Source organism: Streptomyces sp. SP18BB07, from assembly GCF_036322545.1.
GTDB classification, from domain to species: Bacteria; Actinomycetota; Actinomycetes; order Streptomycetales; family Streptomycetaceae; genus Streptomyces; species Streptomyces deccanensis.
This window is the reverse complement of record NZ_JAQYWT010000359.1, coordinates 106,593-131,715: the sequence shown is the minus strand read 5'-3', so window position 1 is coordinate 131,715 and position 25,123 is coordinate 106,593. Positions and strand designations below refer to the sequence as shown.

The 25,123-nt window shown below is 69.7% G+C and carries 21 protein-coding genes, 1 tRNA gene and 3 pseudogenes; 13 read left to right on the top strand and 12 right to left on the bottom strand.

The features are described from left to right. The coding region (locus PUR53_RS38395) for a fibronectin type III domain-containing protein (protein WP_329911412.1) at positions 1-1,057 on the top strand (1,057 nt) is incomplete at its 5' end. A 92-nt stretch (positions 1,058-1,149) separates the two neighbouring features. On the opposite strand, the gene PUR53_RS38390 is transcribed toward PUR53_RS38395, so the two are convergent. The 5 genes from PUR53_RS38390 to PUR53_RS38370 form a co-directional block, all read right to left on the bottom strand. Continuing rightward, entirely contained in the window at positions 1,150-1,605 is a 456-nt protein-coding gene (locus PUR53_RS38390; protein WP_329902144.1) for a heat shock protein transcriptional repressor HspR, read from the bottom strand. A 5-nt stretch (positions 1,606-1,610) separates the two neighbouring features. Beyond that, positions 1,611-2,786, bottom strand: coding sequence for a molecular chaperone DnaJ (gene dnaJ, locus PUR53_RS38385; protein WP_329911411.1), 1,176 nt, complete (start codon positions 2,784-2,786; stop codon positions 1,611-1,613). A gap of 42 nt (positions 2,787-2,828) precedes the next feature. After that, entirely contained in the window at positions 2,829-3,503 is a 675-nt protein-coding gene (gene grpE, locus PUR53_RS38380) for a nucleotide exchange factor GrpE (protein ID WP_329902137.1), read from the bottom strand. Then, positions 3,500-5,347, bottom strand: a complete 1,848-nt coding sequence (dnaK, locus tag PUR53_RS38375; protein WP_329902136.1) for a molecular chaperone DnaK — start codon at positions 5,345-5,347, stop codon at positions 3,500-3,502. Before dnaK ends, grpE begins: the two co-directional genes overlap by 4 nt. 570 nt (positions 5,348-5,917) lie before the next feature. Beyond that, positions 5,918-7,072 (bottom strand): MraY family glycosyltransferase, encoded by a 1,155-nt coding sequence (locus PUR53_RS38370; RefSeq protein ID WP_329911410.1) that lies wholly within the window; start codon positions 7,070-7,072, stop codon positions 5,918-5,920. A gap of 221 nt (positions 7,073-7,293) precedes the next feature. On the opposite strand from PUR53_RS38370, the gene PUR53_RS38365 reads away from it, so the two are divergent. Beyond that, complete coding sequence (locus PUR53_RS38365) at positions 7,294-9,588, top strand: (Fe-S)-binding protein (protein ID WP_329902134.1); 2,295 nt, start codon at positions 7,294-7,296, stop codon at positions 9,586-9,588. A gap of 82 nt (positions 9,589-9,670) precedes the next feature. Here PUR53_RS38365 and PUR53_RS38360 read toward each other — a convergent pair whose 3' ends face one another. Continuing rightward, complete coding sequence (locus PUR53_RS38360; RefSeq protein WP_329911409.1) at positions 9,671-10,387, bottom strand: DUF6281 family protein; 717 nt, start codon at positions 10,385-10,387, stop codon at positions 9,671-9,673. Between the two features lie 309 nt (positions 10,388-10,696). On the opposite strand from PUR53_RS38360, the gene PUR53_RS38355 reads away from it, so the two are divergent. The 6 genes from PUR53_RS38355 to PUR53_RS38330 all read left to right on the top strand — a co-directional run bounded on the left by PUR53_RS38355 (position 10,697) and on the right by PUR53_RS38330 (position 18,172). Further along, the gene (locus tag PUR53_RS38355) at positions 10,697-12,178 is read left to right on the top strand and encodes an FG-GAP-like repeat-containing protein (protein ID WP_329902132.1); all 1,482 of its coding nucleotides are present in this window, start codon (positions 10,697-10,699) and stop codon (positions 12,176-12,178) included. A gap of 80 nt (positions 12,179-12,258) precedes the next feature. After that, on the top strand, positions 12,259-13,650 hold the full coding sequence (locus tag PUR53_RS38350) for an FG-GAP and VCBS repeat-containing protein (RefSeq protein WP_329911408.1): 1,392 nt from the start codon (positions 12,259-12,261) through the stop codon (positions 13,648-13,650). A 99-nt stretch (positions 13,651-13,749) separates the two neighbouring features. Further along, positions 13,750-14,145, top strand: a complete 396-nt coding sequence (locus PUR53_RS38345) for a nuclear transport factor 2 family protein (protein ID WP_329911406.1) — start codon at positions 13,750-13,752, stop codon at positions 14,143-14,145. A 105-nt stretch (positions 14,146-14,250) separates the two neighbouring features. Beyond that, positions 14,251-15,741: an FG-GAP repeat protein gene (locus tag PUR53_RS38340; RefSeq protein ID WP_329911404.1), complete on the top strand. Its 1,491-nt coding sequence runs from the start codon at positions 14,251-14,253 to the stop codon at positions 15,739-15,741. Positions 15,742-15,845: 104 nt separating this feature from the next. Beyond that, entirely contained in the window at positions 15,846-16,877 is a 1,032-nt protein-coding gene (locus PUR53_RS38335) for a Yip1 family protein (RefSeq protein WP_329902128.1), read from the top strand. A gap of 197 nt (positions 16,878-17,074) precedes the next feature. Next, a complete protein-coding gene (locus tag PUR53_RS38330) occupies positions 17,075-18,172 on the top strand; it encodes a hypothetical protein (RefSeq protein ID WP_329911417.1) in 1,098 nt (365 codons plus the stop codon). A gap of 109 nt (positions 18,173-18,281) precedes the next feature. Here the strand turns inward: PUR53_RS38330 and PUR53_RS38325 are convergent, their stop codons facing one another. Together PUR53_RS38325 and dcd are read right to left on the bottom strand one after the other, a co-directional pair. Further along, the gene (locus PUR53_RS38325; protein ID WP_329911402.1) at positions 18,282-18,800 is read right to left on the bottom strand and encodes a phosphoribosyltransferase; all 519 of its coding nucleotides are present in this window, start codon (positions 18,798-18,800) and stop codon (positions 18,282-18,284) included. Positions 18,801-18,802: 2 nt separating this feature from the next. Next, positions 18,803-19,378, bottom strand: coding sequence for a dCTP deaminase (gene dcd / locus PUR53_RS38320; RefSeq protein WP_184905697.1), 576 nt, complete (start codon positions 19,376-19,378; stop codon positions 18,803-18,805). A gap of 583 nt (positions 19,379-19,961) precedes the next feature. Here dcd and PUR53_RS38315 point away from each other — a divergent pair. Then, positions 19,962-20,035 (top strand) — tRNA-Gly (locus tag PUR53_RS38315). 187 nt (positions 20,036-20,222) lie between these two features. On the opposite strand, the pseudogene PUR53_RS38310 reads toward PUR53_RS38315, so the two are convergent. Next, positions 20,223-20,735 (bottom strand): annotated as a pseudogene (locus PUR53_RS38310) (FtsK/SpoIIIE domain-containing protein); the annotation flags it as partial. Positions 20,736-20,740: 5 nt separating this feature from the next. Then, positions 20,741-21,091, bottom strand: a complete 351-nt coding sequence (locus PUR53_RS38305) for an SCO3933 family regulatory protein (protein ID WP_329911400.1) — start codon at positions 21,089-21,091, stop codon at positions 20,741-20,743. Positions 21,092-21,418: 327 nt separating this feature from the next. On the opposite strand from PUR53_RS38305, the gene PUR53_RS38300 reads away from it, so the two are divergent. After that, the gene (locus tag PUR53_RS38300; RefSeq protein WP_329902125.1) at positions 21,419-21,667 is read left to right on the top strand and encodes a hypothetical protein; all 249 of its coding nucleotides are present in this window, start codon (positions 21,419-21,421) and stop codon (positions 21,665-21,667) included. Positions 21,668-21,706: 39 nt separating this feature from the next. Here the strand turns inward: PUR53_RS38300 and PUR53_RS38295 are convergent, their stop codons facing one another. Together PUR53_RS38295 and PUR53_RS38290 are read right to left on the bottom strand one after the other, a co-directional pair. Continuing rightward, positions 21,707-22,432 (bottom strand): GntR family transcriptional regulator, encoded by a 726-nt coding sequence (locus PUR53_RS38295; protein ID WP_329911399.1) that lies wholly within the window; start codon positions 22,430-22,432, stop codon positions 21,707-21,709. A gap of 65 nt (positions 22,433-22,497) precedes the next feature. Further along, positions 22,498-22,701, bottom strand: a pseudogene (locus PUR53_RS38290) (hypothetical protein); the annotation flags it as partial. On the opposite strand from PUR53_RS38290, the pseudogene PUR53_RS38285 reads away from it, so the two are divergent. From PUR53_RS38285 to PUR53_RS38275, 3 genes and pseudogenes are all read left to right on the top strand, one after another. Then, positions 22,702-23,349, top strand: a pseudogene (locus PUR53_RS38285) (DUF1152 domain-containing protein); the annotation flags it as partial. Between the two features lie 517 nt (positions 23,350-23,866). Continuing rightward, positions 23,867-24,223 carry a DUF6086 family protein gene (locus tag PUR53_RS38280; protein WP_329902123.1) on the top strand — a complete coding sequence of 119 codons (357 nt, stop codon included), beginning with the start codon at positions 23,867-23,869 and terminating at the stop codon, positions 24,221-24,223. Positions 24,224-24,565: 342 nt separating this feature from the next. Further along, the gene (locus PUR53_RS38275) at positions 24,566-24,736 is read left to right on the top strand and encodes a hypothetical protein (protein ID WP_329902122.1); all 171 of its coding nucleotides are present in this window, start codon (positions 24,566-24,568) and stop codon (positions 24,734-24,736) included. Positions 24,737-25,123: the final 387 nt, after the last annotated feature.

Sequence of the window (25,123 nt, the reverse complement as noted above, 5' to 3'; positions counted from 1 at the left end):
CGACCTCTGGAAGAACGGCACCACCACCGTCTCCAAGACCGTCAACCTCACCATCCCCGCCGGCAAACACACCCTCCGCGTCGACTACGTCAACTGGACCGGCTCCGCCAAGGTCAAGTTCACCTACACGCCCCGCACCTCCGCCACCGTCGACAAGATCGCCCCGCTGACGCCCACCGCCCCGACCGTGGCGTACGACAAGACCACCGGCAAGGCCAAGCTGAGCTGGGCGAAGAACAAGGAGATGGACCTCCGGGGCTACCGCGTGTACCGCCGCGCGGAGGGCGGGGCCTTCGCCGAGCCGATGACGACGACCACGGGTACGTCGTTCACGGACGCCACCCTCCCGGTCACCGGCGCGCGGTACCACTACGTGGTCCGCGCCCTCGACCAGGCCGGGAACGAGTCGCAGAGCACCGCGGAGAAGGCCGTCACCACCGTGGACCGGGTCGCACCCGGCGTTCCCCAGGGTGTGGACGTCACCGACGCTTCCGAGGACGGCGGCATCCGCGTCGGCTGGACGGCGGTCACGGGAGCGTCGTCGTACCGGGTGTACCGGGCTGCGAGCGCCGACGGCACCTACACCCGGGTCGGCACCACCGACCAGCTCTCGTACCGGGACGCCTCCGCCGAGCAGGGCGTCACCTACCACTACCGGGTGACCGCGGTCGACGCGGCGGGCAACGAGTCCGCGCGGTCCGCCTCCGTCGACGGGCGGCGCCGGGACGACACCCCGCCCTCCGCGGTCACGGGGCTGACCGCCACGCCGACCGAGTACGGCTTCGAACTGAACTGGGACGCCAACCCGACGCCCGACCTGGCCCGGTACGTCGTCTACGGTGGCGAACTCGTCGGCGACGAGGGCGAGAAGATGTGCTACGCGGGCGAGGTGGAGTGGCTGTCGGCCACCACGACCTCGTACGAGTACCGCACCGACCCGGACGGCGAGGAGCGCTGTTTCTTCGTCGACGCCGTGGACGACGACTGGAACTCGCACTACAAGTGGACCGGCGAGGCGGAGGTCGTGACGGCGACCGAACTGAACCCCGGGAGCTGACGCCAGCAACGGGCAGGGGCCCGGAGGTTCGTACGAACCTCCGGGCCCCTGCCCGTACTTGACGAGTCGTCAGACGAATGGCTGCCGAACCGTCAGTCGGACGACGTCTGCCGACCCTTCGGCCGCCACACCACCAACGCGCTGCTCTGCTGCACTTCCTGATACGGCACCAGATCGCGCCGGTACGACGCGTGGACCGCCGCCTCGCGCTGGCGCATGGCCGCGGCGGCGCCGTCGAGCGCGGCCTCCATCTCGGCCACCCTCGACTGGAGCGCGGCGACCTGGTTCTCCAGTTCGATGATGCGCTTGATGCCGGCCAGGTTGATGCCCTCGTCCTGCGACAACTGCTGGACGGTACGCAGCAGTTCGATGTCACGGGCCGAGTAGCGACGGCCCCGCCCGGCGGTGCGGTCCGGGGAGACCAGTCCGAGACGGTCGTACTGGCGCAGGGTCTGCGGGTGCAGACCGGAGAGCTGGGCGGCCACCGAGATGACGTACACCGGTGTCTCTTCCGTCAGCTCATAGGGGTTTCTACGGCGGCCGTCCATCACATTCATGCTCCCTTCGCGGCCTGGAACAGCTCCGCTCGCGGGTCCTCGCCCGCGGTCGCCTCGCGATACGCCTCCAGCGCGTCACGAGCCTTCCCCGACAGGTCCTTCGGGACACTCACCTCGACCGTGATCAGCAGGTCCCCCCGGGTGCCGTCCTTGCGGAAGGCGCCCTTGCCCCGGGCCCGCATCGTACGGCCGTTGGGGGTGCCCGGAGGCAGTTTCAGGGTGACCGGCGGTCCGCCCAGGGTCGGGACCCGGACCTCTCCGCCGAGTGCCGCCTCGGTGAACGTCACCGGGACGGTCACCGTGAGGTTGTCGTCCTTGCGGCCGAACACCGGGTGCGCATCGACGTGCACGACGACGTACAGGTCGCCCGCCGGGCCGCCCCGTTCGCCGGGGGCGCCCTTGCCGCGCAGCCGGATCCGCTGGCTGTCCAGGACGCCCGCCGGGATGCGGACCTGCATGGTGCGGGAGGACTTGGCGCGGCCCGAGCCCTTGCAGATCTCGCAGGGGTTCTCGGCGATCAGGCCCCGGCCCTTGCAGTCCGGGCAGGGGTCGGTCAGGGAGAAGCCGCCGCCGGAGCCCCGCGCGACCTGGCCGGTGCCGACGCAGGTCGGGCACACGCGGGGTGTGCCGTTGGCGTCGCCGGTGCCGGAACAGCCCTTGCAGGGCGACTGCGAGGACATCCGCAGGGGCACGGTCGCGCCCTCGATGGCCTCGGTGAAGCTCAGCGTGACCTCGGACTCGATGTCCTGGCCGCGCCGGGGCTGCACCCGCGTGGTGCCGGAGCTGCCCCGGTTGAACAGGCCGCCGAAGACATCGCCGATGCCCCCGCCGAAGCCGCCCGCCTGCCCCCCGCCCTGGGCGCCGCCGCCGAAGAGGTCGCCCAGGTCGAAGTTGAACGAGCCGCCGGCGCCGGGTCCGGGACGGAAGCCGCCGTTGCCGAAGAGGGCGCGGGCCTCGTCGTACTCCTTGCGCTTCTTGGGGTCACCGAGGATGTCGTTGGCCTCGGAGATCTCCTTGAAGCGCTCCTCGGCCTTGACGTTCCCCTTGTTGGCGTCCGGGTGGTACTCGCGGGCGAGCTTGCGGTACGCCTTCTTGATCTCGGCCTCGGTGGCGTCCTTGGGGACGCCGAGGACCTTGTAGTAGTCCTTCTCGATGAAGTCCTTGGTACTCATCCGCGACGTCCCTCCTTCCACCGGGTGTCCACTTCGTCGGCGTCAGCCCTCGTCCGGGCCACCGCTCTCCTTGTCGTCGGCCGCCTCGGCCTCCTCGGCCTTGGCGGTCTGCGCGCCGGGCTGCGGCTCGGCCACGGCCACCCGCGCGGGGCGGATGGTGCGCTCGCCGATGCGATACCCCGGCTGGAGAATCGCCACGCACGTCGTCTCGGTGACGTCGGGCGCGTAACTGTGCATCAGGGCCTCGTGGATCGTCGGGTCGAAGGGCTCGCCCTCCTTGCCGAACTGCATGAGTCCCATCTTCGCCGCCACGGTCTCGAGGGACTCGGCGACGGACTTGAAGCCGCCGACGAGTTCGCCGTGCTCCCGCGCGCGCCCGATGTCGTCGAGCACGGGCAGGAGTTCGGTGAGGAGGTTCGCGATGGCGATCTCCTTGACCTGGATCCGGTCGCGCTCGACCCGGCGACGGTAGTTCTGGTACTCGGCCTGGAGGCGCTGGAGGTCCGCCGTGCGCTCACCGAGCGCCGTACGCACCTGGTCCAGCTGCGCCGTCAGACCGGCCACCTGGGCCGTCGCTGCCGCGTCCCCGGCCGGGGCCGCCCCCTCCTGGGGGGCGGCCTTCGGCTCGGCGTCCTCGGAGCCGGAGGGGACATCAGGCTGCTGCGGCTGAGCCGACTGCGGCTGCTGCTCGTCGAAGCCCGGGGTCTCCTCCGTCACGCGGCACCGTCCTTCCGGTCCTCGTCGACGATCTCGGCGTCGACGACGTCATCGTCGGCCCTGGCGTCACCGGCGCCGGCGCCGGCCTCGCCGCCCGCGGCCTGCGCGGCCTGGGCGTCGGCGTAGAGGGCCTGGCCGAGCTTCTGCGAGACGGCCGCGACCTTCTCGGTGGCCGTGCGGATCTCGGCGGTGTCCTCGCCCTTGAGCGCTTCCTTCAGCTCGGCGACGGAGGCCTCGACCTCGGTCTTGATGTCACCGGGGACCTTGTCCTCGTTGTCCTTGAGGAACTTCTCGGTCTGGTAGACGAGCTGCTCGCCCTGGTTGCGGGTCTCGGCGGCCTCGCGGCGGCGGTGGTCCTCCTCCGCGTACTGCTCGGCCTCCTGGCGCATCCGGTCGACCTCGTCCTTCGGCAGCGAGGAGCCGCCGGTGACGGTCATCTTCTGCTCCTTGCCCGTGCCCAGGTCCTTCGCGGTCACGTGCATGATGCCGTTGGCGTCGATGTCGAAGGAGACCTCGATCTGCGGGACGCCGCGGGGCGCCGGCGGCAGACCGGTCAGCTCGAACATCCCGAGCTTCTTGTTGTACGCCGCGATCTCGCGCTCGCCCTGGTAGACCTGGATCTGCACGGACGGCTGGTTGTCCTCGGCGGTGGTGAAGATCTCGGACCGCTTGGTCGGGATCGTCGTGTTCCGCTCGATGAGCTTGGTCATGATGCCGCCCTTGGTCTCGATACCGAGGGACAGCGGGGTGACGTCGAGGAGCAGGACGTCCTTGACCTCACCCTTCAGGACACCGGCCTGGAGGGAGGCGCCGATGGCGACGACCTCGTCCGGGTTCACACCCTTGTTGGCCTCCTTGCCGCCGGTCAGCTCCTTGACGAGCTCGGCGACGGCGGGCATACGGGTGGAGCCACCGACGAGAACGACGTGGTCGATCTCGGACAGCGCGATGCCGGCGTCCTTGATGACGTTGTGGAACGGCGTCTTGCAGCGCTCCAGCAGGTCGGCCGTCAGCTGCTGGAACTGGGCGCGGGTGAGCTTCTCGTCCAGGTGCAGCGGGCCCTCGGCGGAGGCCGTGATGTAGGGCAGGTTGATCGAGGTCTCGGTGGAGGAGGACAGCTCGATCTTGGCCTTCTCGGCGGCCTCGCGGAGGCGCTGGAGGGCCATCTTGTCCTTGGCGAGGTCCACGCCGTGGCCGGCGCGGAACTGCTGCACCAGGTAGTCGACGACGCGCTGGTCCCAGTCGTCACCACCGAGGTGGTTGTCACCGTTGGTGGCCTTCACCTCGACGACGCCGTCGCCGATCTCCAGGAGGGACACGTCGAAGGTGCCGCCACCGAGGTCGAAGACCAGGATCGTCTGGTCGTCCTTGTCGAGGCCGTAGGCGAGGGCGGCGGCGGTGGGCTCGTTGACGATGCGCAGGACGTTCAGCCCCGCGATCTCACCGGCCTCCTTCGTCGCCTGGCGCTCGGAGTCGTTGAAGTACGCCGGGACGGTGATGACCGCGTCCGCGACCTTCTCGCCCAGGTAGGCCTCGGCGTCGCGCTTCAGCTTCTGCAGGATGAACGCGCTCATCTGCTGCGGGTTGAAGTGCTTCCCGTCGAGCTCGATCTTCCAGTCCGTGCCCATGTGACGCTTGACGGACCGGATCGTCCGGTCCACGTTCGTGACCGCCTGGCGCTTGGCCACCTCGCCGACGAGCACCTCACCGTTCTTGGCGAAGGCGACGACGGACGGCGTGGTCCTGGCGCCCTCTGCGTTGGTGATGACGGTGGGCTCGCCGCCTTCAAGAACGCTGACGACGGAGTTAGTCGTGCCCAGGTCGATGCCGACCGCACGTGCCATTTCAATTCCTCCAACAATGACTTGAGTGGAACGGACTCAAGTGTGCATGACGCCTCCCGATGGGTCAACAGACCTGAGTGGAGGAGACTCAACTCTTATGTTTTCCTTATACGCAACTGGCTGCTGACCTGCACGTATACGGCCACGGGGCAGGCGCTCATCGGGTACGAGAGTGACGTGCGGGGGTGGGGCTGCGGGTCGCCGAGGGGCGGGCGACGGGCGACGGGCGACGGGGAGAGCGGTGGAACCCCAGGGATCGCACCCCGCGCTCCCAGGCCCGCCAGGGCCTGCGCCCTTCAGGGGCGCGGGGAACTGCGCGAGAAGCCCCACCGGACCGGAGGCCGAACCGCTCCCGCGAGAGGAGCCGCCTCGCCGCCGACCGGGGCACCTGGTGACCTCGTCGATGCGCAGGCCCATCCCATGACGCAACGCCGACTCACCGGCGGCACCCGCCCCCTTAGCCCGCAGCAGCCGACCCCTCGCCCGCGAGCCGCCCCACGGCCGCCCGGGACCCACGCACAACCAGCCCAACCGGCAGGCACCCCGCCCCGGCCCCACCCGGCCCCAGCCCTACCCCACCCACCCCCTCCTCCCCAGTTCCGCCGTCTCCTGTTCCCGGAAGCGGTCGGGGCGGGGCGGTGGGCCGGGGGCGCGGCCCCCTGGGATGGGGTGGCGGCGGGTGAGCGGGGCGGGGGCGCGGTGGGCGCCCGTGGGAACGGCGCGGGGACCATTGACGCGCACGGAGGTCGCGGGCGTCGGTCTCGTCGTGGGCGGCGGGACGAAGAGCATGCCCAGGACGACCAGGCCGGTCGCCCCCGCCACCCACCACGCGGTGCGCGGCTGCGTCCACAGCATGTGGATGGCGAGCCCCACCCCCGTGGACCCCGCGGCCGCGACCCCCATCACGATCACCACCCCCGGCGGCGTGAGCCCGATCCGCCGCAGCCGGTGGGCGAGATGGTCCGGCCCGCCCCGCCACAACTCCCGCCCCGCCCGCTTCCGCGAGACCAGGACGAGGACCACGTCGGCGGTGGCCAGGGCCGTCAGGGCGAAGGGCGCCCCCACACCGGCCCCGTACCCGACGGCGTACACGTGCAGCACACCCCCCGCGAGCAGGAAGCCCACGAACAGCGCCCCGCACGTGCCGAGCACGACGCGCGCGGGCGGCCAGTTGTGCATCAGGAACCCGGTGAGCGCGGCGGCCAGCACGCTGAACAGCGTGGCCAGTCCGTCCATGACCTCGGCCGCCGCACACCCGCTCAGCGCGAACGCGGTGACCGCCCCGACCACCCCGAGCACCCCGTCGGAGCGCCCCATCCCCTTGAACCCGTGCACCACGAGGACGATCCAGACGACCCCCGCCATCCCGCCCAGCACGCCGAGTTCGCGGTACGGCACGACCAGCGCGGCACCGACGACCACCCCCGCCGCCCGCACCACGGCCGGCAGCCGCCACACATCACCGAGCAGCCCGAACACCCCGAGCCCGGCCCCGACGACGATCAGCCATCCGGCCTCGCGCCCGAGCGGAGCGACCCCGCTCCACTCCCCCACCCACGCCACGGCCCCCACCCCGCCCATCACCGCGAGGCCCCCGAGCAACGGCACCCGCCGCCCGCGCCGGCGCTCCGCGATCCCCAGCCGCAGCGCGGGCACGCGGACGGCCGCCGAGAGCACGGCGGTCAGCAACAGGGCGGAGGCGGCGGCGAGGATTCCATACAGCACGGATCCACGTTAGGTGGGAGTGTCACAATTTCTTACGAATAACACGATCGTTTTGAAACAGCACGATCACCCGAAACGCGACAGGCCGGTACTCAGGCAACCCTCAGCGACGCAGATCACCGCCCCCCTGGCTACAGTGCGGCTGAAGAACTGGGTAGTCTCAGACGGACTGCATAAGTTACTGCTTAGTAATCACCCTCGCAGGCCCGAGGAGCCCCGAAATGCAACTCGCCGCGATCATCGTGTCGCTGGTCCTGACCGTGGTCGGCGTCGCGCTGATCGCCCGAGCCGTGGCGCAGATCTACCGGTTCGTGAAGCTCGGTCAGCCGGTGCCGGCGGGCAGCCGTACGGACGACCCGAAGGCGCGCACGATCACCCTGGTCAAGGAGTTCCTCGGCCACACCCGGATGAACCGGTGGGGGATCGTCGGCTTCGCCCACTGGTTCGTCGCGATCGGCTTCCTGACGCTGCCGCCCACCCTCGCCCAGGCCTACGGCCAGCTGTTCCAGGCCGACTGGACGCTGCCGGTCATCGGCGGCTTCCTGCCGTTCGAGATGTACATCGAGTTCATCGGTGTGATGACGATCCTCGGCATCCTCGTGCTGATCGCCATCCGGCTGCTCAACCTGCCCTCCCGGGCGGGCCGCAAGTCGCGTTTCGCGGGCTCCAAGGCCTGGCAGGCGTACTTCGTCGAGTACGTCATCCTCACCATCGGCCTGGCGATCTACGCCCTGCGCGGCCTCGAGGGCGCCATCCACCACGTGGACCACTACGAGGCCGGCTACTTCGCCTCGTACCCGCTGGTCCTCGCCTTCAAGGACCTCGACCCGAACACCCTGCAGAACCTGATCTACTTCGTCGCGATGATCAAGATCGGCACCTCGCTGATCTGGATGATCACGGTCTCGCTGAACACCAACATGGGTGTCGCCTGGCACCGCTTCCTCGGCTTCCCGAACATCTGGTTCAAGCGGAACGCCGACGGCGCCACGGCCCTCGGCGGTCTCCAGCCGATGACCTCCGGCGGCAAGCCGATCGACTTCGCCGACCCCGGTGACGACGACGTCTTCGGTGTCTCCCAGGTGGAGCAGTTCTCCTGGAAGGGCATCCTCGACTTCTCGACCTGCACCGAGTGCGGTCGCTGTCAGTCGCAGTGCCCCGCCTGGAACACCGGCAAGCCGCTCTCCCCCAAGCTGCTGATCATGTCGCTGCGCGACCACGCGCACGCCAAGGCCCCGTACCTCCTCGCCGGTGGCGGCAAGACCATGGAGGGCGAGGAGAAGGCGTCCGAGGAGCAGCTCAAGGACGTGCCCGCGTCCGCGCTCGCCGAGGCCGAGCGCCCGCTGATCGGGACCGTCGAGGAGAACGGCGTCATCGACCCGGACGTCCTGTGGTCCTGCACCACCTGCGGCGCCTGCGTCGAGCAGTGCCCGGTCGACATCGAGCACGTCGACCACATCGTCGACATGCGCCGCTACCAGGTGATGATCGAGTCCGCGTTCCCGTCCGAGGCGGGCACGATGCTCAAGAACCTGGAGAAGAAGGGCAACCCCTGGGGCCTGGCGAAGAAGCAGCGCCTGGAGTGGCTCAAGGAGGTCGAGTTCGAGGTCCCGGTCGTCGGCAAGGACATCGAGGACCTCTCCGAGGTCGAGTACCTGTACTGGGTCGGCTGCGCCGGCGCCCTGGAGGACCGCGCCAAGAAGACCACCAAGGCCTTCGCGGAGCTGCTGCACATGGCGGGCGTCAAGTTCGCCATCATGGGCGGCGACGAGAAGTGCACCGGTGACTCCGCCCGCCGCCTCGGCAACGAGCCCCTCTTCCAGGAGCTCGGCATGGAGAACGTCATGGCGCTGAACATGGCGTTCGGCGAGGAGATGGACGACGAGGGCAAGGTCGTGCCCGAGTCGGCGAAGCCGAAGTCCGCGAAGAAGATCGTCGCCACCTGCCCCCACTGCCTCAACACCCTCGGCAACGAGTACCCGCAGCTCGGCGGCGACTACGAAGTCATCCACCACACCCAGCTGCTCCAGCACCTGATCGACGAGGGCAAGCTGATCCCGGTGACCCCGGTCGAGGGCCTGATCACCTACCACGACCCCTGCTACCTGGGCCGTCACAACAAGATCTACACGCCGCCGCGCGAGATCATGACCGCCGTCCCGGGCCTGCGTCAGCAGGAGATGCACCGCCACAAGGAGCGCGGCTTCTGCTGTGGCGCCGGTGGCGCGCGGATGTGGATGGAGGAGCGGATCGGCAAGCGCATCAACAACGAGCGCGTCGACGAGGCCCTCTCACTCAACCCGGACATCGTCTCCACCGCCTGCCCGTTCTGCCTCGTCATGCTGACCGACTCGGTCAACGGCAAGAAGAACGAGGGCAAGGCGAAGGAGTCCATCACGGTCGTCGACGTCGCCCAGCTGCTGCTGGAGTCCGTCAAGACCCCGGTCCCGGACGACGAGCCCCCGGCGGGCGCGGCGGAGACGGAGTCCGAGCCGGAGCCGCAGCCGGTGAAGTAGCCGCCCGCGTAAGGCAGTTGCCGTAGCGACGCCCCCGGTCCCGCCCGGACCGGGGGCGTCGTCGTGTCACAGCCCGTGCGGCTCACCGCTCCTCGGCTGGGAGCAACTTCTCGATCTCCGGCGGCAGGTCGTCGGTCATCCGCACCACCAAGAACGGTTCCTCGTCCGGCGAGAGGCGGATCGCCACGGCGTCGGCCGGGTCCAGGCCCTTGACCTCGTACGCCTCGTACACCGCCGGCTCGGCCGTGGCACCGGCCTCGCCGGGTGTGTCACCGCAGGGCACCGCACGGGCCGTTCCCGCCCTGTCCCCCAACTCGAACCGCGCGTCGCCGCGGTCGCTGTAGCTGTCCCCTCCGTAATCCACCACGAACGCGCACTTCGCCGGGACCTCCCCCTCCCCGAACACCCGGTCGACCGCCGCGTTCACACCCTCGTCCTCGGCCGCGTGGACCAGGACGCGCACCTCGCCCCCCGGCGACTCACGGACCGCGATCGCGTCCTCGGTGTCGACGCCCTTGACGGCGTACGCCGAGTAGACGCCCAGATCCTCGACCGGCACCCGGTCCTCCGCACCGCCGCCCTGGTCATCACAGACGGAGTCCCGCGCGGTGCCCACCTTCGCGCCGAGGACGATGTCGACGTTGCCCGCCTCGAAGTACTGCCGGTCGCCGTAGTCCACGGCGAACACGCACGAGGCGGAACTCGTACCCCCGGTGTCGAATGCTCCGCACCCGACGGCCAGGGGGACCGCCGCCAGGGCGGCCAGGGGGATCCGTACACGATTTCCGCTCAGCATCATGTCTCCTACCGGTCCGACGGCTCACGTCACTGCCTCGCACCGCAGACGCACGACCACGGCGGAACGTTCGCCCGGACATCCCGGCCTGCCCTGTGCCTGACGAACCTCTTTCGCCCGCGTTGTCCCACCAACCTCAGTGGCCACAAAAATTTCTCGAATACACGTACAACCCACCGGCCCCCTCAGCGGTCTCCTGTTAGCCAACGACCTCCTTACGTCCTGTTGAAATCCAGGCGAACAGGGATGGAACGGGCACCCCATTGACTGCGGACGCCTGCCAGGCGTCCGCATGCAGCAGGAGATCCCCGCATGCACAAGCATCTGCGTCTCGCCCTCGCGACGGCCTCCGCGGCCGCGCTGACGGGCGGTCTGCTCACCTTCTCGGCCGTGACGGCGACGGCGGCCGACTCCGCCACGGTCCCGCAGGCCGACTTCAACAACGACGGCTTCGGCGACGTGGCCTTCTCGGCCGACGGCGCCTACGTGAACGGCAAGAAGGCCGCCGGCCAGATCGTCGTCCTCTACGGCACCGCCACCGGCGTCTCCTCCGCCAAGCGCACCGTCCTCAGCCAGGACAGCTCGGGCGTTCCCGGGACCGCCGAGGCGGGCGACGCCTTCGGCGCGGTCAGCGCGTACGGCGACTTCAACGGCGACGGCTACGACGACCTCGCGACCACGGCCTACAAGGAGGACGTGAGCGGTGACACCGACGGCGGCACGGTCGTCGTCCTGTGGGGTTCGGCGAAGGGCGTGACCGGAACCGGCAGCGTCACCATCACCGACCCGGCCGCCTCCTCCCACGACCGCTGGGGCAAGAACCTGGCCGCGGGCGACTTCGACGGTGACGGCACGGACGACCTGGTCGTCGGCAACACGTCCAGCACCCTCTACGTCCTCAAGGGCGGCATCGGCTCCACGGGCTCGGCGGTGGGCGGCCGGTACAAGGTCACGCCCCCGATCCAGTCCGGCTCCCCCTCGATGGGCCCGCTCAACATCCACGCGGGCGACGTCAACGGCGACAAGAAGACCGACCTCGTGGTCGACGGCTTCGAGACCGAGACCGACTCCGGCTGGAACACGAACTACTTCGTGCCCGGCACCGCGAGCGGCCTGAACGCCTCGTCCGCCACCACCCTGAAGCCGGGCGTGATCACCGCGATCGGCGACGTCAACGGCGACACCTACGGCGACATCGTCACCGGCACCCACTGGAACAACAAGACGCCCGACGGCACGACCATCCCGGACGCCGCGCTGGGCGGCAAGGTGAACGTCACCTACGGCACCGCGTCCGGTCCCGGTTCCTCGACGGGCTTCACCCAGGAGTCCGGCAACGTCCCCGGCGAGTCCGAGACGGACGACTACTTCGGTTACGAGCTGGACCTCGGCGACATCAACGGCGACGGGTTCCAGGACCTGGTCGTCGGCGCCCCGGGCGAGGACGTCGGCTCCATCGACGACGCCGGCTCGCTCACCGTCCTGTACGGCTCGGCGAGCGGCATCAACCTCTCCTCGGGCAGCCAGTACTTCACCCAGGACACGGCCAACGTCCCCGACAGCGCCGAGGCGTACGACGCGTTCGGCGCCGAGGTCAAGCTCGACGACGTCAACGGCGACGGCAAGGCCGACCTGCTGGCGGGCTCGTACGAGAACGCCGGCAACGGCTCGGTGCTCTACCTGCCGTCCAGCGGCACGAAGATCACCACGTCGGGCGGTCGCACCGTCAGCCCGAGCACCTCGGGCGTCTCCACGACGGGCTCCCCCGCCTTCGGCGTGAACTTCGCGAACTGACCACTGCCACGCCTTTCCCGGGCCCGCGTCCCTACCGGACGCGGGCCCTCCCCCACCCCCCTCCCACCGGAGCCCTCACCTTGCGCCAGCGCACGCTCCCCCTGACCGCCGCCCTGACCACCGCCCTCCTGACAGCCGTCCCGGCCCTCACGGCACCCCCGGCCGCCGCCGCCCCCGCCAGGCACACCGACGACTTCAACGGCGACGGCCACCGCGACTACGCGGCCTTCTCGTACGGCACCGCGACCCGCTACAGCGACGGTGGCGGCGTTCTGGTCACCTTCGGTACGGCGGCCGGCGGCCCCGGCACGAAGACCCAGTTCATCGACCAGGCGAGCGCCGGCGTCCCCGGCGCCGACGAGTCGGACGACTTCTTCGGCGAGTTCCGTACCGCCGCCGACTTCAACAAGGACGGCTACGGCGACCTCGCGGTCTCCGCCAACGGCGAGGACGTCGGCAGCGCCAAGGACAACGGCACGGTGACGATCCTCTGGGGAAGCCCGAAGGGCCTCGCCGGCGGCACCACCGTCCCGTTCAAGGGACCGAAGGGCGCCTCCGGCGAGGCCGTCGACCTCGCCACCGGCGACTTCGACGGCAACGGCCACCCGGACCTCGCCCTCGTCCGCGCCGGCAAGGCGTACGTCTACCGGGGCGCGATCACCAAGTCGGGCGTGAAGGGCGCCGTGACGGTCCTGGACAAGAGCGACTCGCACTTCCACGCCACCGCCCTGATCTCCGGCAAGGTGAACACGGACGGCAAGACCGACCTCGTCGTCATCGGCGACGTCGTCACCGACACCACCCTCGCCTCCGACGCCTGGTTCGTCTCCGGCGGCAAGACGAAGCTGTACCCCGGCAAGACCCTGCGCATCGAGTCCGTGAAGGCGAACGGCGGCCAGGCCGAGCGCGGCGGCGACGGCGTCATCGCCGACTTCGACAAGGACGGCGACGGCGACATCGCCATCGGCACCCCGGTGTACGACCGGACCAAGGGCCGCGTGACGCTCTGGTACGGCGGCGCCTCAGGCCCGTCGAAGTCGGCCCGCTTCACCCAGGCCACGTCCGGCATCACGGGCACCCCGGAGTCGTACGACGCCTTCGGCGACGCGATCAGCGCCGGCGACGTGAACGGCGACGGCTACCGCGACCTGGCGATCGCCGCTCCGGGCGAGTCCGTCGGCAGCCGCGCGCAGGCGGGCGGCGTCCACGTCCTCTACGGCGGCTCGTCCGGCCTGACCACCAAGAACTCCCAGTGGCTCGCCCGCGACACGGCGGGCGTGCCCGGCGACCTGTCCACCGGCGAGTACTTCGGCCACACGATCCGCCTCCGCGACACCGACCGCGACGGCAGGGCCGACCTGTACGTGATCGGCGAGAACGGCTCCCTGGTCCTGCGCGGCTCCACGAAGGGCGTGACGACGACCGGCGCCACCGTGGTCGAGGGCGACACGGTCCGCGGCATGCTCCAGTGACGCCATGACCGCCCCCGGGTGATGCGACGACCCAAGCCTGCGGAGATAATTCCTGTACGGGGGCAAAAACCCACGAACAGCGGAAAGCCGGCGATTCCCATGGCCGAACACCCGAACGCAGCACTCGTCCGCAAGGGCTACGACGCCTTCACCCGGGGCGACATGGACACCCTCCGCTCCCTGATGGCCTCGGACTGTACGCACCACGTCCCCGGCAGCCACCTGCTGTCGGGCGACCACAAGGGGCAGGACGCGATCATCGGCCTGTACCACCGCCTCTTCGAGGAGACCGGCGGGACGTTCGACGTTACGCTCAGCCACGTCTGCGTGGACGGCCGGGGCCACGCCGTCTCCGTGCACCGCTACACCGCCGAGCGCGGCGGCAAGCGCATCGAGCAGAACGGCTGCCTCGTCTTCCGGATCGTCGGAGACAAGTTCACGGACATCGACGAATGCCAGGAGGACATGGACAAGGAGGCGGACTTCTGGTCCTAGCCCTCCCGGCTCCTGGCTCCGGTACTACAACCCCGCGCGGCCTCCAGGTGTCACACAGGTGAACCAGCCACACCCTCGACATCCGGCCACCCACCTGGAGCCCCCGTGCACAGACGGACGCACAGACGGACGTACGCCCTGGCCGCCGCCACCGTGGCGACCGCCACCGCCACCACGGCGGCCCTCGCCCTCACCCTCGCGCCGACCGCGACCGCCGCCCCCACCGCCGTGACCAGCGACTTCAACGCCGACGGCTACGCGGATCTCGCCGTCGGCGTCCCCGACGGAGCCGTGAACGGCAAGGCCAAGGCCGGCTATGTGAACCTCGTCTGGGGCGGGGCGAAGGGCCTCGGCAGGAACGGCAGCATCCGGGTCAGCCAGGCCACCGCCGAGGTTCCCGGCACCCCCGAGGCGGGCGACCGCTTCGGCACCTCCGTGCTGCTCGCGGACCTGAGCGGTGACGGCCTCGCCGAGCTGATCGTCGGCGCGCCCGGTGAGGACGTCACCGGCCGGGGCGCGGACGCGGGCACGGTCACCGTAGTCGGCGGCGCGAGGACCGGCACGGGCCCGGCGTCCAACGCCCTCACCGGGCCGTCGGTGAACGCGGCGTACGGCTGGTCGGTCGCGGCGGCGGACCTGACCGGCGACGGCGGCCGGGACCTCGTGGTCGGCGGCCGGGACAAGGTCGTCATGCGGGCCGCCGTCGACAACGGCGAGGACCTGGTCGTCACCACCGTCCTCGCCGCCCCGATGGGCGGCCGCGCCCCGCTCCTCGCCACCGGCGACTTCACCGCCGACGGCACGGACGACCTCGCCCTCGCCTACCACACGGTCAACGCCCCCTCCACTCAGTCGCACGTCCGGCTGTGGACCTGGGACGAGGCCGAGCGCCGGATGGCCAACACCTGGAACTCCGACAACGGCGCCGCCTCCGCGCTCGCCGTCGGCGACTTCGACGGCGACGGTCTGGACGACCTGGCCCTCGGCGAGTGCCGGGAGATCGCCGACGAGAACATCGACGACCCGTGCGGCCCGGAGTCGTACGCCGAGGGCGGCGGCATCCACCTCGAGTACGGCGACGCGAAGGGCTCCTTCGGCCTGCGCTCCCAGACCCTCAACCAGGACACCGCCGGCGTCCACGGCGTCGCCGAGGACGGCGACCGCTTCGGCGCCTCCCTCGCCGTACTGGACGTCAACCGCGACGGCCGCGACGACCTGGTCGCGGGCGCCCCAGGCGAGGCCATCGGCACCCGCGCGGCGGCCGGCGCGGCCACGCTGCTGCTGGGCCACGCCGGCGGCCTCGTCGACGAGTACGGCGAGGCGTCCTCCGTGCCGTACCACCAGGACCGCCCCGGTGTCCCCGGCGTCGCGGAGACGAACGACGCCTTCGGCACGGCCGTCGCCACCGGCGACTACGACAAGGACGGCACCCCGGACACGGCCGTCGGCGCCCCCGGCGAGAACGCGAGGTCCGGCGGCGTCTGGGTCTTCCCGAAGACCTCGGTCACCGGCTCCCGCGCCCTCACCCCGAAGAACCTGGGCCTGCCGTCGCCGTCATCGGCCCTGTCGTACGGCAGGTTCATGAGCAGCCGTTGAGAGCAGCCGTTGAGAGCAGCGTTGAGACCAGTCGATAGGCCGCCGACCTGCGCGGCGGCCCTGACCGACGCACCCCTCACCCGTCCCTGACGATCCCTTAGGGGATGTCACAGCTCGGCCGCAAAGCCGGGCCGGTTGGCCCCGGCCCGGCACGCGGCCGCTCGGGACCAGGTACGTTCGATGACGTGGCTGGATTCAGGATCGGACGCGGCCGGGACAACGGCGCTCCTCAAGCGCGACCGCACAACCCTCCGTACGGACAGCAGGCCCCGCAGGCCGGCGGCCCGTCGTACGGCTACCCCCAGACGCCCCCCGGACCGCCGTACGGCGGCGGGCGCGGCGGTCAGGGCGGCTGGCCCCAGACGCACGGCGGCGCCCCCGGCGGTTACGGGACCCACGGGGGCCATGGGGGCCGTGGAGGGCCCGGCCATCACGGTGAGCCGGAGTACTTCGGCGACGACGGCGGGCACCCCCACGGCGTGGACCCGTACGCGGCCAACAACCCGGGGCACACCCAGATGTTCGCCGTCGGCGAGGACCCGTACCAGCAGGGCGACACCTACCGCGCGGGCAGCGCCCCGGCGGCGCCGCTCGGCCCGCGGCTGCCCTGGAAGGCCCTGCTCAAGGGCATCGTCACCAGCCCGAACCAGACGTTCCTGGTGATGCGCGACTACGCGGTGTGGGGCCCCGCCCTCATCGTGACGTTCCTGTACGGCCTGCTGGCCGTCTTCGGCTTCGACGCCGCGCGCGAAGAGGCGATCAAGGCGACGCTCTCGGCGGCCGTTCCCATCGTGCTGGTCACCGGCGTGACGATGGTGGTCAGCATCTTCGTCCTGGGCGTTGTCACCCACACCCTCGCCCGCCAGCTCGGCGGCGACGGGGCCTGGCAGCCCACGGTCGGCCTCTCGATGCTGATCATGGCCCTGACGGACGCGCCCCGTCTGGTCGTCGCGATGTTCGCGGGCGGCGATGCCTCCTTCGTCCAGATCCTCGGCTGGATCACCTGGGTCGCGGCGGGCGCCCTCCTGACCATCATGGTCAGCAAGTCCCACGACCTTCCCTGGCCCAAGGCGCTGGGCGCCTCGGCGATCCAGCTGGTGGCGATCCTGTCGCTGATCAAGCTGGGCACGTTCTGACCACAGGTGACGAGTGAGGGGCTCCCGGCGACAAGCCGGGAGCCCCTTCTCTTTGTCCGGAAGCCGCGCGGGGCACCGACGGCGGCTGGACCTGTTGCCGACGGCGGCTGGAGCGGGCGGAGTTGCGCTGTGTGATGATGCTGAAAACTGACCGGCCCTGGGGTGGGACCGGGTGCATGAGAAGGGCGGGGGCCGGCGTGGGCAAGGGCGGGGAGTCCATATCGGACGAGGAGTGGGAGCGCTTCCTCCGTGAAGCCGAGGCGGGGAGCAAGGACGCGCCCGAGGAACCGTCGGCGCGGGCCCGCATGGTGGCGGGGCGGCTGCGGAACGCCCCCGCCGAGCCGACGCCGTGGCGGAGTCACCAACCGCCCCGGCGCCGGAGAGGCAAGGGCTGGTACGTGATCGGTGTGCTCGTCGCGGTCGCGTTGCTGGTGGTGGCACTGGCGCCGGGGCGGGTGGTCGGCTGGTTCGCGGGCGAGGGTGGCGAGAGCACGCCGCTGGCCGTGGAGTCGGAGCGGCCGGACCAGCCGCCGCCGACGGAGGCGGCAGCCCTGGAGCCGACCTTGAAGCAGCCGTTCCGGGGCTCGCCCGCGGCGCGCTGGGGCGACGGGGCGGCCGGGCTCGGCCTGCCCGAGGCACGGGCGACCGGCTGGATGAGCAAGGAGCAGGTCGCGCAGGCGCTCACGGAGAGCCGGGACTTCCTCGCCGCGTCCAGTCTGGACCCCGGTGTGCTGCGCGGGGACCGCCCGAAGAAGGCGATCGCGTTGCTCAATCCGCACCAGCAGGACGTCCAGGACTACCTGGCGGCCGCGTTCCGTTCGCCCAGCCGCGACAACGACCCGCTGCTGCTGTTCAGCCGCTTCGAGAACGCGAAGGTCCGGCTGGTCGGGGACGTGATCAAGACCCGGGGCCGCATCACGTACCGCGAGGGCAAGCGCGGCGCGGTCGAGGTGACGACCGATGTCACGTACGTCTATCCGGTGGTCCGCGCCGCGGCGGGAAGCGACGAGGTCGCCCGCACCATCGTGCGCCGCGAGATCGTGATGAGCTGGGACGACCCGGCGAAGATCATCACCGAGCCGGGCACGTTCTCGCTGATCTCCTACAAGGCGGACACCACCAACGGCGGCTGCGACACCTACACCGGCTATTTCACCCCCGCGTTCGACTCGGACCGCGAGACGCCACCCTCGGGCCACGGCCCGGCCCTCGACCCGTACGACCGCAGCACGACGATGGACGAGCGCATGCGCCAGTCGGACGAGGAGGACTGCGGCAAGGCTTCGCGGACGTGAGCCCGGCTGATCGGGCTGGCGGGCTGATCGGCGGCGATCCGCAGTGCACGCTCGGCCATGGGCCCCTCGATGACTGATCGAGGGACCCGGCCGCCTACCGCCTACGCCCTCAGAGCGCTTCCGTGTTCGCCTTGGCCGCCTCGCCCGATCGGTGAACCGGAGGCAGGACACTCCACGGGAAGTTGATCCACTCGTCGGTCCGCTTCCACACGTACTCGCACTTCACGAGGGAGTGGGACTTCTCATAGATCACGGCCGACCGGACCTCGGCGACGGCGTCGAGGCAGAAGTCGTGGACGAGCTTGAGCGTCTTGCCCGTATCGGCGACGTCGTCCGTGATCAGGACCTTCTTGTCGGAGAAGTCGATCGCGTTGGGCACGGGGGCGAGCATGACGGGCATGTCGAGGGTCGTGTTGACGCCGGTGTAGAACTCGACGTTCACGAGGTGGATGTTCTTGCAGTCGAGGGCGTACGCGAGCCCGCCGGCGACGAAGACCCCGCCGCGGGCGATGCTGAGCACGATGTCGGGCTCGTACCCGTCGTCGGCGATGGTCTGCGCGAGTTCGCGTACGGCGGTGCCGAACGCCTCGTAGGTGAGGTTCTCGCGGACCGGGGGCGCGCTCGACATGCTCACACCTGCGTCCGGTGGAAGTTGAGGAAGGACCGGGAGGCGGTCGGGCCGCGCTGCCCCTGGTAGCGGGAGCCGTAGCGCTCACTGCCGTACGGGAACTCGGCCGGCGAACTGAGCCGGAACATGCACAACTGCCCGATCTTCATGCCCGGCCAGAGCTTGATGGGGAGCGTGGCGAGGTTCGACAGTTCGAGGGTCACGTGCCCCGAGAAGCCGGGGTCGATGAACCCGGCGGTGGAGTGGGTGACGAGCCCGAGCCGGCCGAGGGAGCTCTTCCCCTCCAGCCGCGAGGCGAGGTCGTCGGGGAGCGAGATGACCTCGTAGGTGCTGGCGAGCACGAACTCGCCGGGGTGGAGGATGAACGGCTCGTCCCCCTCGGGTTCGACGAGCCGTGTGAGGTCCGACTGTTCGATGGAGGGATCGATATGCGGGTACCGGTGGTTCTCGAACACCCGGAAGAAGCGGTCGAGACGCACGTCGATGCTCGACGGCTGCACCATGGTTTCGTCGTACGGATCGATCCGCACCCGACCGGCGTCGATCTCGGCCCGGATGTCCTTGTCTGAGAGAAGCACGCCCCGAGGATACGCAAGACGCGCGGGCCGCCCACCATCAGGACGGACTCCGCGCGCCTCGACGACCGACCGCCGTGGGTGGTCGTAGTCGTTCGTTACCACTGATATCGCTGATACCGCTGTTACCGCTGTTACCGCTTCTCCAACGCCACCGGCACGACACTGCGCAAGCGCGCGCAGCGTGGGCAGCGCATGAGCCGACCGGGGCCGAGTCGCTCGGCCTGCTGCATCGGGAACGAAGCGGTGCTGAACACGTGCCCATCGGCACAACGGACGACGGTGCGCTCCATCAAGTCCAAGAGTCCCTTCCCCAAGAGCCGCGTCTGGCTGTCGACCTACGTCGACCTGACGACGAAGCGCCACATTACGGGATGAACGGGACGGCCCTCCAGGCGGCACTCCGTACCGTTGCGAGCCCCGCCCGGACCCTCTTCCGCGCCTCCACCGTACGCCCCAACTCCCGCGCCCCGCAGCCCCGTCCCGCCCCACGAAACGCACCCGGGCCCCACGGCTTCAGCGCGCGGGGCCCGACATGAGGTAAAGTAACGACGCGTTCCGACACCGGCACCAACCGGCGTCTTACGCGGGTGTAGTTTAATGGTAGAACATCAGCTTCCCAAGCTGAGAGCGCGAGTTCGATTCTCGTCACCCGCTCCACGCGAAACCCCCAGGTCAATGACCCGGGGGTTCTTCGTTGTCTAGACCGGTGGGCGGGTAGCGCACCGCAACCGCACCATAAGGACTCGGCTACGTCCCGGTGGCCTCCTCCTTGTGGTGCGCGGAGTCGCCCGTGTGGTTCTTCGCACGCTCGGCGCGCACCATCTCGTCAAGGCCGGCCGCCAAGTGTGGCATCCTCGCGCAGAGCCACAGGCACCCGAAGCGGCCCGGATCCGGTCCGACGAGGCATCCGCACGTTCCGCAAGACGTCGAAGCCGACGAGCCGCAATTCCACGACCCCAGGCTTCACGTCACGCACGTACACGGCGTGAACGCCCCAGGCATGCCGCAGCCGTTCAGCCGAGGCCGCCACATCCGCAGGTTCCTGCCCCGGAGCCAGCCTCAGCCGAAGCCGTAGGCCGGTCGAGGGGGGCCGGATCATGCCCCGCCGAGGCGGCACCGGCCGGACCTCCCGACGAGTGGGCGCCTTGACCGCCAACGCCCGCCAACGGGACGGCGGGACCGTCAGGCCACACGCGTCCATGGTCGAGGAGTACGAGGCCAGCAGCCGGGCCGCCGACAGCGGCAGCCCGACCGTGGACCAGTACGCCGCAGGGTGGGCGTGCCGGGCGTAGAGCGCGCCGCCGCCTATCGCAGCAAGCGGCGCACCCCACTCGGCGAGCGTCATCCGGTCGGCCACAGCGATCAGCCCGCCTGTGCCATCGGGAAGGCACCCGGAGCCACGGCGGTGGCCCGGTAGGCGATGCCATGCCTCTGCTGCCCGTTGAACACGCTCTCCCACGGCCGGGCGATGAGCCCCGGCAGCGAGACGGGAGCACCGACCGTCAGCCCGTCGGTCACCCCGCTCTCGGGGATGGTGACCTGGATCAGGGACGACTCACCCTCGTCGATGAAGACGACACCGACCGTCATCAGTGCCTCACCGCTCACGGCGTCCTTGGCAATCTCACCGGTCTGCCGGTCGCGCCCCTTCGGCGCCGGCGCTTCGGTGAGCATGATCGTGGCGGACGAGGCGTCAACACGGATCACACGCACAGCGATTGCTCCTTCGATTCGATCAACTCGCCACCTGACAAGTTGGCTTAGCAAGCTCGCTTAGAGATGCCAAGTTGACTTGTCAAGTGGCTTACTGGCGACCAACGAGCGGGATCGTCAACGCGAGCGCACCATGAACCCAGGCAGCACAGAGGAGGGCGCGCCATGGACGAACAACACCGCGCGCAGGAGCCGCAGTCGTGGGGCCCCCGCAACTCTCAAGGGTCAGCGCCACCGCCGAACGCATGGTCCGCGCCACCGCAAGGCCCCCCGCCAAGCAGCCCCTACCAGGGAGAGACGCCACCCCGGCCGAAAAAGCGACGCCGCGTGTTCCTGTGGCTCTTCCTAGCCATCCAGATCCTGTTTCTGATCTGGGTGATCACGGGCGCCGCGAGCGGCAGCGGCACACCCGAAGAGTGCCGAGGCCGGACCGGTGACGCCTTGCAGCTGTGCGAGGACGCGAGCGACGTCGGAACCACCATCGGCGTGGGACTCATCATCGGTCTGTGGGCAGCCGTCGACGTCATCCTCGGTTTCTCATACGTGGTCTACCGGCTCGCCAGCCGCCGCACTTGAGACAGGCCATCGCAGCCCAGCAGCAGGCAGCCCGCCGGTTCAGGTAAGCCGGTAGGTGTCTTCGAGTTCCTGCCGATCAGCGGGCAGCAGCACATCAGCGACTTGCAGGGCTTCACCGGAAGCGTCGCACGCGACGACCAGGACGCTGAGGACGGGCACACCGTCCGGCAGCTCCAGAAGTTCAGCCTCACTCCGCTCAGGGAGCCGAGCCGAGACACGTTCTGTCACATGGTCGAAGCGGACTTTCTTCCGCGTCTCAAGGTGAGCGCGGGCGCCGTCGCTCAGAGGCTGCGCGCCCTCCAAGTCTGTGCCTTCAACCAGGCCGGCTGGGAAGTATGACGAGACCAGCTCGACGGGTTCGCCGTCCTCGACGACGAGGAACCGACGCACGAGCACCTTGGCACGCTTCGACAAGCCGAGAGCAGAGGCTACGCGCGCCGGAACAGGAACCCGACCGACCTCGACCAGCCGCCCAGAGGTCGTCTCATCACGTGCGAGCGCTTCACTCCCCCGGCGATCCTTGTGCTCCACGACGGCCGGGCATCCGCGGACGATCGTGCCGTATCCCTGCCGGGACTCCAGCCAGCCGTCACGCTTCAGCAGTTCCAACGCCCGCACGACGGTCGGGCGGGACATCCCGAAGGACTGCACCAACTGGTTCTCACTGGGCACCCGAGTGCCAGCCGGATAGGTGCCGTCCTCGATGCGGCGCTGAATCGTCTGCGCGAGGCGTATGTACTTCGGTGCCTCCACTTCATACGCCATGAACGCCGCCGCCTGTCGAGATTGGCCAAGTCAACTGGTCAACCAGACTAGCGACAACTGGGCCGTCAGAACAGCACGGGCCCGAAGACCTCATCAGGCAACCAGGCGTCGGCCATGGTGAACGAGACAACCGTCCCACCGAAGCGGCCGGGACCGGAGTGCCACGAGTCGGCGATGGGGTCGACGAGGAGCAGACCGCGCCCGTGGGCATCGCCGGCGTCCGGTTGCCGCATGCGCACACTCGCCGGGAACCCAGGATTGTGCACCTCGCATGCTGCCAAGTGAACGCGCCAATCCGCCTCTTGGTGACAGGCCCCGGCCTGGACGGTGAACTGCCTCCCGATGACCTGCGCGGCATGCTCGGCCCGCTCGTCCACGCCTTCACGGCGAAGGATGTGGAGCCGATCAGCTCGGTCCTGGAGTGGCACCCCTCCGAGGCAACCGGGATGCTCGCCGCGACGGCCCGAGGCGTACGCGGCACATGCGAGATGCGGGACGCCGGCCTTCCCGTCCCTCTCACCGACGAAGGGCCGACCGTCCATGAGGCCGACCTGGACGAAGCGCTCAGCCGCAGCCAGTTGGCCCGTGCCATCACGACGACCGCCACCCTGGACGAGGTCGAAGCACTCAGCCGTGAGATCTGCGGGTACTCAGAGATCGACTACGAGCGCAACAAGGCCACGTGGCTCAAGGACCAACCACCGGCGAAGCTCGACCCCGAGACTGCACTGGCGCAACTCGATCAGTTCGAGGCCGAGGCCCGAAGCCGCGGAGTCACCCACACGACATTCCGCCGCATCACCGAGGCACTGAACTTCAACGGCTCCCTACGCGAGGACCTGCGCCAACTGCTGATCAACAGCCGTCCGGAGAAGTACGACGCGCCCTTGTGGCGGATCACAGCCCCTGCTGAGTAACAACCTTCTTCACGGGTTCAAGCCCCGGCTGCGCTCCGCTCCGCCGGGCGCGCTTCCCGGCTCTGGCCGCGCCCGCGCTCCTGCCTTCGGCCCGCTCGGCGCTGCCGCCGCCGACGCGCGCCCACATGTGGATAGGACCGGTGGCCATGAGTCGATCAGCGCATTGCGCGGCGCACGGTCAAGGCGATGCCTCCGGCGGGGGATCGGCCGGCACCGGGATGGAGGGGGCGCCGTTCCCGACCGCGGGCCCATGGATGGCGTGCGTGGTGGGCTCCCATCCCGTCCACCATCGACCCAGGCAGAGCCGAGCAGACGCGGCCCATGGCGTCCAGGTCGTTCGTACAGTGGCGCGCTCCACCTGAACGCCATGAACCACGCCCGCTCCACGTTGTGTGGGTCGACGGCGGACGGGATGGGAGCTGGGGTGAGTGGTGAGGGGCGGTGCGGCTTCGGCTATACGGTCGAAGGAACTCAAGGCAGCACGCCCGGAGTCCCCTCAGAGTGTGGAGATCGCAGAGTGAGTTACCCCTACGAACTGGGCGGAGAGATCCTGTGGGACGCGGGCTACCACAGCGGACTGCTGTACCTCTCCCTTGCGCAGGGCGCGGCGGAGTTCCTGGAGCTATCGACCGGTCTGACACCGACCCCTCAGGGCAGCTGCGACATCGAGCTGCCGACGTTCCGGGCTTTCGTGCAGGGTCTGTACGGCACATACTCCTCGGCCGGGAATCCGGTGCTGCGTGGTCTGACGCGCGACCTACTGATCACCTCGCTCGTCCTCCTGGAGTACGCGGAGGCTCCAATCACACTGAAGCCCGAGCACGAGGAGGCCCTCAGGGATGACAGGGCCGTCTTCACTCGTTCCATGGGATAGGACATGCGGCTAGAGCTACGGAGCGGATGGTTCTTGTGCCCCTGCCGTGCCCGATCGACCGGGAACTGACGGGGAACCACGGTGATTGCAGGGCAACACACAGGAGAACGGCCCCCGACCGATTACCTGGTCAGGGGCCATTTACCTGCGGTGGGTGTGGGATTTGAACCCACGGTGACATCGCTGCCACGACGGTTTTCAAGATCGCGTAAGGGTGACTGGCCTGTTGAGGCTTCACCGCCCGCGTTTGCTGCCTCGCTGACGTGGATCGCGTACACAGAGGGTCCAGGAATCGCGTGTCCCCCTACGCTTCTATAACCAGCGACCAACGGGGGCAGCAGCGTGGGTCTCTTCGTCGGCATACTCGTGATCGCCATCGGACTTCCAGTGCTTGGCATCCTGAGCCGCAAGGTCAGTGACGGCCAGCTCTGGCGGACCGGGATGGCCATTTGGTTCGTGGGCTCCCCGGCGGTGCTCGGTCTTGGCGGTTGGCTGATCTACCGGAGTCTCTGAACCGCTACGGATCGAGAGGTGGGACAGGAGGCGCACAAAGAGCGGTGATCCCGACCACCGAAGACACTGGAAGCCGCACAGGGTGCGTGTCTGACTGCGTGACAACGCCAGCGAACAACAGCGGACGAGCGCGGACGTCAGCGGACCATCAGCGCAGGTGCGAGGTACACCAGCCCAAGGCCGAGGGCCAACCCAAGTTGCTTCGGGACGAAGCGGTCGTCCTCCAAAGCTCGGCGCTACGCTCCCGCCGGCACAGCTTCCTCATGTGAACGTCGTCGGCAGCGGGGCTGAGGCTGGACGGCGCTGAAGAAGACGTCAGCGCAGGGACGGCGAACAAGCCGCCCGCCGAGAACTGCTCTCTCCGCCTCCGAGCCGACGGCGCCCCCT

Bases quoted from the DNA above. Each gene is read 5' to 3' on its own strand.
- PUR53_RS38390 (WP_329902144.1), bottom strand. From the start codon at position 1,605: ATGGACGGCCGCCGTAGAAACCCCTATGAGCTGACGGAAGAGACACCG.
- PUR53_RS38360 (WP_329911409.1), bottom strand. From the start codon at position 10,387: ATGATGCTGAGCGGAAATCGTGTACGGATCCCCCTGGCCGCCCTGGCG.
- PUR53_RS38355 (WP_329902132.1), top strand. From the start codon at position 10,697: ATGCACAAGCATCTGCGTCTCGCCCTCGCGACGGCCTCCGCGGCCGCG.
- PUR53_RS38345 (WP_329911406.1), top strand. From the start codon at position 13,750: ATGGCCGAACACCCGAACGCAGCACTCGTCCGCAAGGGCTACGACGCC.
- PUR53_RS38295 (WP_329911399.1), bottom strand. From the start codon at position 22,432: ATGGCGTATGAAGTGGAGGCACCGAAGTACATACGCCTCGCGCAGACG.
- dnaK (WP_329902136.1), bottom strand. From the start codon at position 5,347: ATGGCACGTGCGGTCGGCATCGACCTGGGCACGACTAACTCCGTCGTC.
- PUR53_RS38335 (WP_329902128.1), top strand. From the start codon at position 15,846: ATGTCACAGCTCGGCCGCAAAGCCGGGCCGGTTGGCCCCGGCCCGGCA.
- dnaJ (WP_329911411.1), bottom strand. From the start codon at position 2,786: ATGAGTACCAAGGACTTCATCGAGAAGGACTACTACAAGGTCCTCGGC.
- PUR53_RS38325 (WP_329911402.1), bottom strand. From the start codon at position 18,800: ATGTCGAGCGCGCCCCCGGTCCGCGAGAACCTCACCTACGAGGCGTTC.
- PUR53_RS38365 (WP_329902134.1), top strand. From the start codon at position 7,294: ATGCAACTCGCCGCGATCATCGTGTCGCTGGTCCTGACCGTGGTCGGC.